This is a genomic window from Pseudoflavonifractor phocaeensis, assembly GCF_016901955.1.
GTDB classification, from domain to species: Bacteria; Bacillota; Clostridia; order Oscillospirales; family Oscillospiraceae; genus Flavonifractor; species Flavonifractor phocaeensis_A.
Window position 1 is genome coordinate 11,738 of the sequence record NZ_JACJLC010000004.1, and the last position, 13,449, is coordinate 25,186.

The 13,449-nt window shown below is 58.0% G+C and carries 14 protein-coding genes; 4 read left to right on the top strand and 10 right to left on the bottom strand.

Features of this window, described 5'->3' with window-relative positions:
- Window positions 1-84 precede the first annotated feature (84 nt).
- The 9 genes from H6B51_RS01675 to H6B51_RS01715 all read right to left on the bottom strand — a co-directional run bounded on the left by H6B51_RS01675 (window position 85) and on the right by H6B51_RS01715 (window position 9,496).
- The gene (locus H6B51_RS01675; RefSeq protein WP_204882016.1) at window positions 85-2,628 is read right to left on the bottom strand and encodes an ATP-dependent Clp protease ATP-binding subunit; all 2,544 of its coding nucleotides are present in this window, start codon (window positions 2,626-2,628) and stop codon (window positions 85-87) included.
- Window positions 2,629-2,715: 87 nt separating this feature from the next.
- Window positions 2,716-3,255, bottom strand: a complete 540-nt coding sequence (pgsA, locus tag H6B51_RS01680; RefSeq protein WP_204882017.1) for a CDP-diacylglycerol--glycerol-3-phosphate 3-phosphatidyltransferase — start codon at window positions 3,253-3,255, stop codon at window positions 2,716-2,718.
- A 38-nt stretch (window positions 3,256-3,293) separates the two neighbouring features.
- On the bottom strand, window positions 3,294-3,998 hold the full coding sequence (locus H6B51_RS01685; protein ID WP_204882018.1) for a CvpA family protein: 705 nt from the start codon (window positions 3,996-3,998) through the stop codon (window positions 3,294-3,296).
- 24 nt (window positions 3,999-4,022) lie between these two features.
- Window positions 4,023-5,249: a DUF5711 family protein gene (locus H6B51_RS01690; protein WP_243421090.1), complete on the bottom strand. Its 1,227-nt coding sequence runs from the start codon at window positions 5,247-5,249 to the stop codon at window positions 4,023-4,025.
- Window positions 5,249-5,998, bottom strand: a complete 750-nt coding sequence (gene truA / locus H6B51_RS01695; RefSeq protein WP_204882019.1) for a tRNA pseudouridine(38-40) synthase TruA — start codon at window positions 5,996-5,998, stop codon at window positions 5,249-5,251. Before truA ends, H6B51_RS01690 begins: the two co-directional genes overlap by 1 nt.
- Window positions 5,999-6,040: 42 nt before the next feature.
- A complete protein-coding gene (locus H6B51_RS01700) occupies window positions 6,041-6,853 on the bottom strand; it encodes an energy-coupling factor transporter transmembrane component T family protein (RefSeq protein ID WP_204882020.1) in 813 nt (270 codons plus the stop codon).
- A gap of 1 nt (window position 6,854) precedes the next feature.
- Entirely contained in the window at window positions 6,855-7,721 is an 867-nt protein-coding gene (locus H6B51_RS01705; RefSeq protein WP_204882021.1) for an energy-coupling factor transporter ATPase, read from the bottom strand.
- 53 nt (window positions 7,722-7,774) lie between these two features.
- Window positions 7,775-8,620 (bottom strand): energy-coupling factor transporter ATPase, encoded by an 846-nt coding sequence (locus H6B51_RS01710; protein WP_204882022.1) that lies wholly within the window; start codon window positions 8,618-8,620, stop codon window positions 7,775-7,777.
- 12 nt (window positions 8,621-8,632) lie between these two features.
- The gene (locus H6B51_RS01715; protein ID WP_204882023.1) at window positions 8,633-9,496 is read right to left on the bottom strand and encodes a class I SAM-dependent methyltransferase; all 864 of its coding nucleotides are present in this window, start codon (window positions 9,494-9,496) and stop codon (window positions 8,633-8,635) included.
- A gap of 187 nt (window positions 9,497-9,683) precedes the next feature.
- Here H6B51_RS01715 and H6B51_RS01720 point away from each other — a divergent pair, with 187 nt between their 5' ends.
- Window positions 9,684-10,364 (top strand): hypothetical protein, encoded by a 681-nt coding sequence (locus H6B51_RS01720; protein ID WP_204882024.1) that lies wholly within the window; start codon window positions 9,684-9,686, stop codon window positions 10,362-10,364.
- 38 nt (window positions 10,365-10,402) lie between these two features.
- On the top strand, window positions 10,403-10,774 hold the full coding sequence (locus H6B51_RS01725) for a metal-dependent transcriptional regulator (RefSeq protein WP_204882025.1): 372 nt from the start codon (window positions 10,403-10,405) through the stop codon (window positions 10,772-10,774).
- Window positions 10,775-10,854: 80 nt separating this feature from the next.
- Here H6B51_RS01725 and H6B51_RS01730 read toward each other — a convergent pair whose 3' ends face one another.
- Complete coding sequence (locus tag H6B51_RS01730; protein WP_204882088.1) at window positions 10,855-11,001, bottom strand: hypothetical protein; 147 nt, start codon at window positions 10,999-11,001, stop codon at window positions 10,855-10,857.
- Between the two features lie 365 nt (window positions 11,002-11,366).
- On the opposite strand from H6B51_RS01730, the gene H6B51_RS01735 reads away from it, so the two are divergent.
- On the top strand, window positions 11,367-11,909 hold the full coding sequence (locus H6B51_RS01735) for an NADH peroxidase (RefSeq protein WP_204882026.1): 543 nt from the start codon (window positions 11,367-11,369) through the stop codon (window positions 11,907-11,909).
- Window positions 11,910-12,144: 235 nt separating this feature from the next.
- Entirely contained in the window at window positions 12,145-13,362 is a 1,218-nt protein-coding gene (locus H6B51_RS01740; protein ID WP_204882027.1) for a site-specific integrase, read from the top strand.
- Window positions 13,363-13,449 lie beyond the last annotated feature (87 nt).

Genomic DNA, 13,449 nt, shown 5'->3' on the forward strand with positions numbered 1-13,449 from the left:
TCAAAATAATATCACTTCAATATTATAATGTCAAGTGCTTTCCACAAAAACAAGCGCGCCCAAAATGGGCGCGCTTGTTGCAGGTTATTCCGCTGTCACAATGGCCTTCTTCCCGTCGGAAGTAGCGTGGAGGGCGGAGATGGGGCGGAGGTAGCTGTCGATGATGAGGGTAGCGATCTGGTCCTCCAGGTCCTTCTGGATCTGGCGGCGCAGGTTGCGGGCCCCGTAGGTGAGGGAGTAGGACTTGCGGACCAGGTGGTCCAGCAGGGCCTCATCCCAGGAGAAGGTAATTCCCTTCTCCTTCAGGGTATCCCGCAGCTCTCCCAGCATGATGCCGGCGATGGCCTTGAAGTTGTCCTCAGTGAGCTTGTTGAAGTAGACGATCTCGTCCACCCGGTTGATGAACTCAGGCCGCAGGAAGGACTCCAGGGCCTTCATGGCCCGCTCCCTCCCCTGCTCGTCGGCGGTGCGGCCAAAGCCCACCGAGCCAGCGGACTTGGTGTCGCTGCCCGCGTTGGAGGTCATGACGATGACGGTGTTCTCAAAGTTGACGTTGCGACCCTGGGCGTCGGTGATGTGGCCGTCATCCAGGATCTGCAGCAGGATGTTGAGCACGTCGGGGTGGGCCTTCTCGATCTCGTCGAAGAGGATGACGCAGTAGGGCTTGCGGCGCACCTTCTCAGTGAGCTGCCCGGCCTCGTCATAGCCCACGTAGCCCGGCGGAGAGCCAATGATCCGGGACACGGCAAACTTCTCCATGAACTCGCTCATGTCCAGCCGGATGAGGGACTCGGGAGAGTGGAACATATCCATGGCCAACCGCTTCACCAGCTCGGTCTTGCCTACGCCGGTAGAGCCCACGAAGATGAAGGACACCGGCTTGCGCTTGGAGGCGATACCCACCCGCCCCCGGCGGACGGCGGCAGCCACGGCGTGGACGGCCTCGTCCTGGCCGATGAGGTGCTCGCGCAGCCGCTCCTCCAGCTTGGCCAGGCGCTCGTACTCGGCCTCCTGGATCTGGCTGGCGGGGATCTTGGTCCACAGCTCGATGACCCGGGCCAGGTGACCCACCGTCAAGGGGGGGGCGCTCTGGGCGTCCAGCTTGTTCAACTCGTCCTGGAGACGCATCTCCCGGCTCTTGATCTCGGCCAGCCGCTCATAATCCCGGCTGCTGCCCTGGTCGGCCAGCAATTCCGCCCGCTGGGCGGACAGGTTCTCCAGCTCCCGCTTGAAATTGGCCTGCCGCCGCTCGTTGGCCCCCAGAGCCTCGGTGGTGGCCGGGTTGCCCGTCAGAGCATCGTGCTCGGCGGTGAGCTTAGTCAACTCCCGGCGAATCTCGGTCTGGCGGCCCTCGTTGTTCTTCAGGGCGGTCTGCCGCTTGTAGTCCCGGTCGTTGGCCTCCACCATCAGGTTCTCCCGCTCCTGACCCAGGGACTCCAGCTCATTTTTCAGTTCCTGCTCCCGGGCCAGGTTCTTATTGTGCAGGTTCACATCGGAGCAGGCCTCATCAATGAGGTCGATGGCCTTATCCGGTAAAAAGCGGTCGGTGATATATCGCTCGCTCATAGTCACCGCCAGCCGGCATATCTCAGGAGAAATAGACACAAAGTGGTATTTCTCATAGTAAGGGGCGATCCCCTGGAGAATCTTGACGCTATCCTCGATAGAGGGCTCCTCCACGATCACCGGCTGGAACCGGCGCTCCAGGGCAGAGTCCTTTTCAATATATTTGCGGTACTCGGTGAGGGTGGTGGCTCCGATGACCTGAATCTCCCCCCGGCTCAGGGCAGGCTTCAGGATGTTGGCCGCGTTCATGGAGCCCTCGGCATCGCCCGCCCCCACGATGTTGTGGACCTCGTCGATGACCAGGATGATGTTGCCCAGCTTCTTGATTTCCTCAATAAGGCCCTTCATCCGGCTCTCGAACTGGCCCCGGAACTGAGTGCCCGCCACCAGGGCGGTAAGGTCCAGCAGGTAGACCTCCTTGTCCAGCAGCTTGTAGGGCACCTCCCGGGCGTAGATCCGCTGGGCCAGACCCTCGGCGATAGCGGTCTTGCCCACGCCGGGCTCACCAATGAGGCAGGGATTGTTCTTTTGCCGACGGTTGAGGATCTGGATGGTGCGCTGGATTTCCTCCTCCCGGCCGATGATGTTGTCCAGCTTACCCTCGGCGGCCTTTTGGGTCAGGGAGATGCAGTAGTTCTCCAAAAACTTCCGCTTGGGGGGCTTATCCCCCTTTTTCTCCTTGTCGCCCCGGTCGGCCCGACCTCCGTCCCGGTCGGGGGGCGGAGTCTGGGGATTGTTCTGGGCGGCCCCAAAGAGCTTGTTCAGGAAGGGGAAGGTGGCAGTCTTGCCCTCGTCCTCCTCCTCGCTGTCGGAGTCCTCCTGAGGCATCAGGCCTTCCGCCCCCTCGGCTCCGCCAAAGGCGGACATCATCTCGTGGGTCAATCCCTCCAGGTCCTCGTCGGTAATGCCCATTTTCTGCATCATATCCTCCACGGGCTTGATGCCAAGCTCCTTGGCGCACTTGAGGCAGAGGCCCTCGCTGACGGTATTGCCGCCCTCGATTTTCTGTATAAAGATCACAGCCACATTCTTGTGGCATCGGGAACAAAGTGTTGGTTGCATATATGTTCAGCTCCTTTGCAGGGGATGGACAAGGCCGCCACCCCTGGAGAGATGATTTTAATCCGAAATTGTGAACTGGGTATGAAATCAGGCCGCTTTTCTCCCATAGACAGTCTTCCAGAACTGGATGATATAGCCTACCAGGGCGGCCAGGGTAAGGGCCAGGGCCCCCGCCATGAGCCCGGCAGACCAGGTTCTGGGCATGTCGTCAAAGAGCACCAGCGCCACGCACACCAGGAAAAACACCCCCGTGGACAGCTTGCCCAGCCAGTTGGAGGGGATCATATCGTGAATCTTTCGGTACATAATGGTACCGCCGATGGTCATGGTCAGCTCCTTACAGAAAAAGACCACCACCATCCACACAGGAATCACCTCGTCCACCGTCAGGCACACGATGACCGTAAAAGTCATCAGCTTGTCCGCCAGCGGGTCCAGGATCCGCCCCAGCCGGGTGATCTGGTTGAAGTGCCGGGCGATCCAGCCGTCGGCGATGTCGGTCAGGAAGGCCACCAGGTACACCAATGCCGCCCACCGGTGGGCGTCGCTGTCCGGCTGGAAAAAGACTACCGCGAACACAGGCACCAGCACCAGCCGGAAGATGGATAGGATATTAGGCACTGTCATTTGGAATCACCTGATCTTCTCTCTTTCGTATTGCGGTTCTACCGTCCGACAAACAGGGCCATGGGGCTGCTGGTCATAAAGAATTTCAGCAGCACGGTCTGCTCCACCACATCCGCCGGGATGGTCTTGCCCATAAACTGGATGGCCCAGGCCACCACGGACAGGACCAGGCAGCCCTGCACGAACCCGAATACTCCGCCCATGGTGCGGTTGAGGAAGTGGAGCACCGGCAGCCGAGCCACCAGATCCAGGGCGTGGCTCACAGCCTTCCATAGAATAATGATGACCAGAAAACCCACCAGAAACAGGATGAGATAGGCCACGGACTGGGCCATGGCGGCCGCTACCTGGGCGGCGGCGTTGGCAGCCACCTCGGTCATACCGTCCTCCACCGCCTGGTCAATGGTGTCGATCAGGCTCTCATACAGCCCCATCTCCCGAAGGGCGTCCAGCACCCCGGACAGGGGCACCTCCTCCGGCGTGGTGGCCACGCCTCCCTGGTCGGAGATATACTCCGAATTTTGAATGGACTCGTTGAGCTGCTCCTCGATGGCGGCGGCAAAGTGTGGCTCCAGGGCGTTGGCCACCAGGGGAGACAGGGAACCGGCCAGAAAGCCGGCGCCGGCAAAGGCCACTACCACCCCCAGCAGGCCGCAGAGGGCCAGCACGAAGCCCCGCTTGATACCCAGGACCACGAAAAGAACAAGCACTGCCGCTACGATCACTTCAAAGACGATTGCCATGGAATTTCCTCCGGAATTGGTTTGCTATTGGGGCAGATAGATCCGTGCCGTACTGTTGTCGATGAGCATGACACTGCCATCCACCCGCTGGAGCACCTTGCGGGCGCTCTGGGTCCCGTCCAGGGTGTGATACAGGTCCAGGTCCCGGTCATAAATGTCCAGCCGATCAGCGGTGAGCAGCGCCACATACCGCCCCGCAGCTGAGATGGAGAGCACCTGCTCCTCCAGCGCCAGGGTGGCCTGGGCCTCCCCCTTGCTGTCCACCACCACCAATTCGGCGGAGCTGCCCGCCCGGTACTTCCCCAGCAGCAGGGCGGCAGTACCGTCCCCGTCCAGAGAAAAGGCCTTCAGGTAGCGGCCAGAATAGGAGTAGCTGCCAGTCAGATTACCCTCGTCGTCCAGATGGAAGAGGGTGTTCTCCCCCAGAGCCCAAATGCCCTGACTGTCCCATGTCAGCTCCAGAACCACCTCGCTGCCCACCAGGCAGCTGGCCTGGGGCTGAACCTCCTCTCCCTCCCCGCCGCTGCCGGTAAGGGGATAAAGCTCTACCCGGCTGGCAAAGGCGCCCTCCTCCACTCCAACGGACAGCAGGGCCACTGACCCGCTGTCCGGAGAGAGGGCGGCGTCCATCACAAAGCGGCTGGACAGGTTCACCCGCATCCTGGGCTGAAACTGGCTGTCGTACACCGTGACTACACCCTTATAGCCGCTCTGCTGGGTCACCGTCACCAGCCAGCCGCTGTCGTTTACATCGGCTGAAAGGATTTCCTCGTCCTCCCCCAGCTCCAGGGAGAAGGCCTCCTCTCGGTCCCGGCAGGCCAGCAGCATCCGACCGCCGGCATCGTAGGCCACAGCCACCCCACCCCTGGCCACTGCCACTGGGTTTTCCATGGCCACGGTACGGCTCACGTATACCTGCCCGCTGCCGGAATACAGCCGGATCCCGGTGGAGGAGCACACCAGCAGATCTCCGTCCACGCTGGCAAAGACGCTGGTGCCGTCCCCCTCATAGGGGAAGGATTCGGCCTGTCCGTTGTCGGTGGTCAGGTTGCGGTAGGAAAACCACCGCTTGATGGAGTCAAAATTCAATTTATCATAATTGAGGATCAGGGCCACGGCGCCCAGCACCAGGACGGCGGTGACCAGGAGGGCCAGGAACCGTCCCAACACCGTCAGGGCCTTGGGCTTGGCTTTCCGCCGGCCCCCTCCCTCCATCTTATGCCCTTGTTCCGGCTTTATGAGGCGGAGCATTACAACACATCCTCGTTGTACCACAATTTGGTCATGTATAATCCCCCCGCGGGGACCGTGGGCCCGGCGGCCGTTCTGTTCTTGCCCTCCAGGATGGCCGGCACATCGTCGGGAGAAAATTTCCCCTCAGCGGCGTAAACGCAGGTACCCACCATGGCCCGTACCATGTTGTACAGAAACCCATCTGCACACACTCTACACTGGATCATCAGCCCGTCACGGGTGATGTCAAAGTAGTGTACCGTCCGCACGGTGGTGCGGGTCTCAGTACCCACGGAGCGAACCGCGGCAAAGTCATGGGTCCCCACAAAGTGGGAAGCCGCCTGCTGCATCACCCGCTCGTCCAGATGCTTGGGATAGAACCAGGCCCGGTCCACATAGAATGCGTTGCGGATATGAGAATTATAAATACGATAGGTATACTCCTTTTTCAAGCAGGAGCCGATGGCATTGAATTCCTCGGGTACCTCGGTGGCCTTGACTACCACAATGTCGTCAGGCAGCCGGGTATTTACCGCCAGCGGCAACCGGTCACAGGGGATCCGGGAGGTGGTACGGAAGTTGGCCACATAGGTCTCGGCATGGACTCCGGCGTCGGTACGGCCCGCTCCGGTACATTTCACCGGATGGCCCACCACCCAGGCCAGGGACTTCTCCAGAGTCTCTGCCACGGTGACCGCGTTCTTTTGCACCTGCCAGCCGTGATAGGCGGTACCAACATACATCAATTTTAGCGCAATATTTCTCATAAAAGCTTAAAATCACCTTAATATTCGGTTAAGAAACCGACTTTACCAGCCATAGCGACCCAGAACCCCCACACCTACGCACAGGGCCAGGGAGAGCAGCAGGGCGGCCACATCCATACCCCCCAGTTTCAGCTGACGCAGGCGGGTGCGTCCCGCGCCGCCGTGGTAACAGCGGCACTCCATGGCCACCGCCAGCTCGTCGGCCCGGCGAAAGGCGGAGATGAACAGAGGCACCAGCAGGGGCACCAAGGCCTTGGCTTTCCGGATCAGGCTGCCACTGTCAAAATCAGCCCCTCTGGCCTTCTGGGCGGACATGATCTTGTCAGTCTCCTCAATCAGGGTGGGGATGAACCGCAGGGCGATGGACATCATCATAGCCAGCTCGTGGATGGGAACATGGACCACCTTCAGAGGGCTGAGCAGCTTTTCCAGCCCGTCGGTGAGCATGATGGGAGAGGTGGTATAGGTCAGCAAAAAGGTACAGGTAATAAGCATGGCGATCCGCAGGATCATGAACACCGCCGCCCAAATACCCTCTGCATAGATGGTGAAAATCCAAAAGGACGTCAAAGGCTCTCCTTCACCGGGGGTATAAAACAGGTTGAGCACCGCCGTGATGGCGATGATGATAAGCACGGGCCGCATTCCCCGCATGATGCTTTTGATCCCCACCTTGGAGATGGCGATGAGGGCGGCCAGCACCGCCAGCAGGATGGCGTAGGTCACCACATGGCTGGCCAGAAAAAGAGCCACGATATAGGCAACGGTGCCCAGCAGCTTGGTCCGGGGGTCCAGCCGATGGATAATGGTCTTTCCGGGGAAATACTGCCCCAGAGTAATGTCTTTCAGGGCCATCTCACTGTCCCCCTTTCCGCTTTAGGGCCGCCAGAACAGCGTCTCTGGCCTGCTCAATGGTGTACACCGAGGGGTCAATGTCCACACCCATGCTTTTCAGCCGGTGGAATACCCGGGTCATGGCGGGCACCCCCAGGCCCATCTGCTCCAACTGGTCCCCGTGGGCGAAAACCTCCCGGGGGGAGCCGGAGAAGGGGATCTTCCCGTCATTGACTACCACGATCCGGTCCACCGTCCGGGCCATCTCCTCCATGGAGTGGGAAACGATGATGATGGTAGCGTTTTTGGCCACGTGGTAGTCGTGAATGTTGCCCAGAATAGACTCCACCCCCACCGGGTCCAGCCCGGCAGTGGGCTCGTCCAGGATGAGCACCGAGGGCTCCATGGCAATGACTCCGGCGATAGCCACCCGGCGCTTCTGGCCACCGGAGAGCTCAAAGGGAGATTGAGCTAGAGTTTCTTCCTTCAAACCCACGAACTGAGCGGCCTGCCTTACCCGGCGGTCAATCTCCGCCGGATCCAGTCCCATATTGCCCGGACCAAAGGCAATATCCTTATAGACCGTCTCCTCAAAAAGCTGGTACTCCGGGTATTGAAACACCAGCCCCACCTGGAATCGGATCTGGCGGGTGCGTTCCTTGGTCTCCCAGATATCGTTCCCCTCAAAGAGCACCTTGCCGGAGGTGGGCTTCAACAGGCCGTTGAGATGTTGGATCAGTGTGGACTTACCCGAGCCGGTGTGGCCAATGATGCCCAGGTACTCTCCGCGGTAGGCGGTGAAGTCCACGTCCACCAGAGCCCCGTGCTCAAAGGGGGTGCCGGCGGAATAGATATGGCTCAGGCGCTCCGTCTGAATGATCGGTTCCAATTGGCTTCATTCCTTTATCTCAGTGGTGCATGCTCCCATCCGGGAGTCACGCCCTATTGCAGCAGGTCCTTCAGGACCTTGGCGCATTCCTCGTCGCTGAGGGCGTCCAAAGGCACATCCACTCCTGCCTGACGCAGCTCCCACAGCAGTTCAGTGGTTTCTGGCACGGTGAGTCCCACCGCCTTCAGTTCCTCTACCTGCTGAAATACCTCTCTGGGAACGCCATCGGCAATGACCTTGCCCTTGGACATGACCACCAACCGGTCAGCCTGGGCGGCCTCGTCCATGTGGTGGGTAATGAGCACAACCGTCACCCCGGAGGTTCGGTTGAGCTCCTTGATGGTCTTGAGCACCTCCGCCCGGCCTATGGGGTCCAGCATGGCGGTGGGCTCGTCCAGCACAATGCAGCGTGGACGCATGGCAATGACCCCAGCGATGGCCACTCGCTGCTTCTGGCCACCGGAGAGCAGGTGAGGGGCGTGCTCCCGATAGTCATACATCCCCACCGCCTTCAGGGCGTCATCCACCCTGCGGCGGATCTCCTCGGGGGGGACGCCCAGATTCTCCGGGGCGAAGGCCACATCCTCCTCCACCACGTTGGCCACGATCTGGTTGTCCGGGTTCTGGAACACCATGCCTACGGTACGACGGATGTCCAACAGCCTGTCCTCGTCGGCAGTATCGACGCCGTCTACCAGCACCTGCCCCCCTGATGGCAACAGAATAGCGTTCATATGCTTGGCTAGGGTGGATTTGCCCGAGCCGTTGTGGCCCAGCACCGCCACAAAGCTGCCCTCCCGAATCTTCAGGTCCACCCCATCCAGTACCACCGGAGTGGGGCCCTCCACATCCTCATAACGGAACCGCAGGTCCCTGGTCTCAATGATCGGTTGTGTCATGGTATCTCCTTCTCAGTCGCAGGTCCATCGGCCGGTAGCCCCGCAGGGCAGAGCCAGACCGGTGGAGGTCACCGGCAAACCCAGCTCCTGGCTGTCGGTATGTCCACCGTGCCGGCGAGCCACCAAGGTCTCCAGCAAATAGGTGAGTACCGAGGCTGACAGGCCAGTGGTGTAAGAGTTGATGAGGAAAAACAGGGGTCGATCGGACAGCACGCCGGTGACCAGTTCCACAAAGGGGAACAGATTCTCCTCCAGCTTCCAGATCTCTCCCGACGGGCCCCGGCCGTAGGAGGGCGGGTCCATGATGACCGCATCGTAGGTCCGGCCCCGGCGGATCTCCCGCTCCACAAACTTGGCGCAGTCGTCCACAATCCATCGAATGGGGGCCTCGGACAGGCCGGAGGAGGTGGCGTTCTCCCTGGCCCAGCTCACCATCCCCTTGGCGGCATCCACATGGCACACACTGGCTCCCGCCGCGGCGCAGGCCACGGTGGCCCCGCCGGTATAGGCAAAGAGGTTGAGCACCCAGATGGGACGGCCGGCGGTGCGGATGCGTTCCATGGCAAAATCCCAGTTCGCCGCCTGCTCGGGAAAAAGACCGGTGTGTTTAAAGTTCATAGGTTTTATGTTAAAGGTAAGCACCCCATATCCCAGAGTCCAGCGGGGGGGCAGCTCCTTCTTTACCCACTGACCGCCGCCGGTGGAAGAACGCTGGTATCTGGCGTCATACTTCCGCCACCCCGGGTGTTTTCCCTCCGGACGCCAGATGGCCTGGGGATCAGGCCGCACCAGGATATGCTTCCCCCAGCGTTCCAGCCGCTCCCCATTGCCGCAGTCCAATAGCTCATAGTCCTTCCATCCATCCGAACGCCACATACTATCCTCCACGCCTCTCTGGCTATACTTGTCATAATCATGTTATTATATCACTGGGGTTCTGTTGAGTCAACGAGAAGAAAGAATTGTCTTATGGCGGAAACTGTGTTAAAATGGTATGAACTGTACAGGCCTCCCGGCCTGCCCATCTGCCACACGGCTAATTTGTGAAAACGAGGTGTCCCCTATGAGCGCCACTGAGCTTCAATTCCGCACCGCTGCCATCGGCGGCTTTCAAAAGCAGGATGTCCTAAGCTATATCGAATCCTCCAACCAGATCCATCTGGAAAGGCTGGAATCCATCCAGCGGGAGCGGGATCAGTTGACTCAGGAGATGGAAGAGCTGCGCCGCCAGGCTGCTGACGCCCAGGGCCATACTGCCCATCTGGAGGAGGAAAACACCCGTCTGAGCGCGGAGTTGACCGCCGCCCGTCAGGAACTGGAAGCTATGCGAAAGGATTTTGACCAGCAGAAGCAGGCTATGGAAGCCATGAAGATCCGCTTGGAACGGGCGGAGCCTGCCGCCCAGGCTTATGAGCAGGTCAAGGATCGCACCGCCGGCATTGAGCTGGAGGCCCACTGCCGGGCCCAGGAGGTCCAGCGTCTGTCGGAAGAGAAGGTGCTAAAGACCCGGACCGAGGTGGAGCAATGGCTGCACAAGGTAAAGGCGGGATATGATCTGCTGCGGGCCGATATGGACACCGCGATCAACCGCACCGGCCAGGAGTTGGATAAGGCCTACGATATTCTCACCCAGCTCTCCGGCAATTTTGCCGCCCAGAGCGAGCACCTGGACAAACTGACCCGGAATTGCGTGGACGAACTCACCCCCAAGGCTCCGGAACCCCTGCCTCTGGATGAAGGCTGACCGTTCCGGACTTATCTGTAACAGAACAGGAGCGCACAATGAATATTTACGAATCATCTGAAAACTATCTGGAGGCCATCCTAAGCCTGCGGGAGCAGCACGGCATGGTGCGCTCCATTGACATTGCCAATCAGCTCCATTTCTCCAAGCCCAGCGTCAGCGTGGCCATGAAAAAGCTGCGGGAAAGCGGGTATATTGAAATGGATAAGGACGGTTTGATTTCCCTGCTCCCCGCCGGCGAGGAGATCGCCCGCCGGATCTTTGAACGGCACCAGTTGCTCACCCAGTTTTTCATTCACCTGGGCGTCAGCCCTGAGGTAGCCGCCGCAGATGCCTGCAAGGTGGAGCATGACCTAAGCGAAGAGACCTTCCAGAAGATTAAGGCCCACGCCCTGGGCTCCCATGACTGACTGTTTTACGCATGAAAAAGCGAGGGACCGCTGTTCCGCAGCGGCCCCACGCTTTTTCATGGCTTATGGAGTCTATGAACTCAGCAGCAGCTGTTGCAGCCACAGCCGCAGCCGTTTCCACAGCCGTTCCCCCCGCAGCAGCAGCACAGCAGGATGATGATCAGAATGATCCACAGGCAGCCATTGCCGCCGAAACCATTACCACAGCCATTGTTGCACCCCATCATAGGAAGTACCTCCTGTTTCAAGATGGAAACCCGACTTCGGCGGCGGTTTATCCCGCTGTCCGGCCCGGTCTCGCACCATACTATGCCTCTTCCCTGTTCTGGTGTGAATGGCGGAAAATTTACTTTTTTCGGACAATCTTACTCAATTAGCCTACTTGCGTCCCCCTTCTCCCCGTGTTATCATAAGGATACGGCAGGCCTTCGCTCTGCCAGGAAAAAAAGTCCCCTCAAATCGAAAAAAAGACTTGACGGAAAAGTTAAGTTGTGCTATCTTAATATCAGAAATGATAATCATTACTGATTAGCACTTCAGATAATCCCAAGTCAATATAAATATTATCATATGAATGTAGGAGGAAAATCACATGAAAAAGTGGGTCTGCTCTGTCTGCGGTTATGTTCATGAAGGGGATTCCGCCCCTGACTTCTGCCCCATCTGTAAGGCTCCCAAGGAGAAGTTTGTCCTCCAGGGCGGCGATCGCACCTGGGCTGCCGAGCATGTGGTGGGCGTGGCCAAGGGCGCTCCCGAGGAGATTATCCAGGGCCTGCGCGAGAACTTCCAGGGCGAGTGCTCTGAGGTTGGTATGTATCTGGCCATGAGCCGTGTGGCTCACCGTGAGGGCTATCCTGAGATCGGCCTGTACTGGGAGAAGGCCGCTCTGGAGGAGGCCGAGCACGCCGCCAAGTTTGCCGAGTTGCTGGGCGAGGTCCTGACCGACTCTACCAAGAAGAACCTGGAGATGCGTGTGGACGCTGAGAACGGCGCCACCATGGGCAAGTTTGAGCTGGCCAAGAAGGCCAAGGAGCTGAACCTGGACGCCATCCACGACACCGTGCACGAGATGGCTCGCGACGAGGCCCGCCACGGCAAGGCCTTTGAGGGCCTGCTGAAGCGCTACTTCGGCTAATCGCTCAGGCAAAAATAGCGAAACCTAGATACAATTAAATACCCGTATTTCTCCTGATTTCAAGAGATTTACGAACAAAGTACACGGGACTTGATGATCCAATGATCGCAAATCAAGTCCCGTGTTATTTATTTGTATTTTCCCGCACTGTGGGAAAAGCGTGGGAAAAACTTTGTCATTCGTCAAACGCCACGCTATGCTGCGTCCAGATCATTTGGGCTAGGAGGCGGCGCCGATGAAAGGCAGTGGAAGCGTAAGATTACGCGGTAAGACCTGGTCATACCGTGTCGGTCTTGGGAAAATGAAAATAGATGGCAAAAGAAAGCAGATCGAAGGCAGCGGTTTCAGGACGCAAAAAGAAGCCGTGAAAGCCATGCATGAAATTCTGGCCCAGTATCATAAAACCGGCGAATATGTGGATAACAAAAAGATCACATTCCAGCAGAACTCCGAGGAATTTATCCAAGTCGAGTCGTCAGCTACCCGTGCCTACGCCACCATCTTGCGATACGAATCAATTTACCGCAATCATTTGCAGAATGAATTTGGCCCTCTGTATCTATATCAGATCGACTCCAAAAGGATACAAACATTTTTGCACGAAAAGTCCAGCAAGTACAGCGAGTCCTTTGTGAAGAGCCTGTACAAAGCGTTCAATGTCCTGTTTTCCTACGCTTACCGGAATAAGGTCATAAAGGTGAATCCCATGGACGATGTCGCGCCTCCTCCCGATCCCAGGCACCGTTCCGACGTGGTAATCTACTCCGCTCAGGAACGGGAGAAGATCCAAGAACGCATCGAAAGCACCAATGTGAAAAGCGCGTATTACATCGGCTTGAATACCGGCGTCCGAGTAAGTGAGTGCTTTGCACTGCGCTGGTCAGACATAGACTTTGAGAAGAGAACCGTCCGGATCGACAAACAGCTCAGGTTCCAGGATAAAAAATGGTGCTTTACCCCCCTGAAAACCAGAAACTCTTACCGGACGATTGATGTTTCAGCCCCATTTGTTCAGTACCTCACCGAACTCAAAAAGGCCCAGGAAGCCGCCGCACTTGTGTATGGTACGTCCTATCAAAAAACAAATGTCGTCTGGGACCGAAGGCTGCGCCATCAGGACGATCCATTGGAAATCGACGACTTTATTAACATTAAGCAAAACGGAAAAATGATGACCTCAGACAGCGAAAAATTTATGGCCAAAATCATCAAGCAGGATTGCGACATCTACTTCAAATTCCATAATCTTCGGCACACATACGCCACGTTGTTAGCCGAGAGCGGCGTAAGTCCACGCTATGCGCAGGAGCAGCTTGGTCACGCTAAAATGGAATTTACCCTGCGGTACTATACCCACCTGACAGAATCTATGAAAAATACCGCCATGAACCTGCTTTCCGCCAAAATATCCCTTCCTCATGGTGATACGGATGAAGAGGCGGACACCGAATAAAATCATACAAAACGGAGCAATCAAATCCTCGTCCCTTGAGGCGCAGGATTGAATTGCTCCTTTTTTTAGGAGAATATCTATGATTCA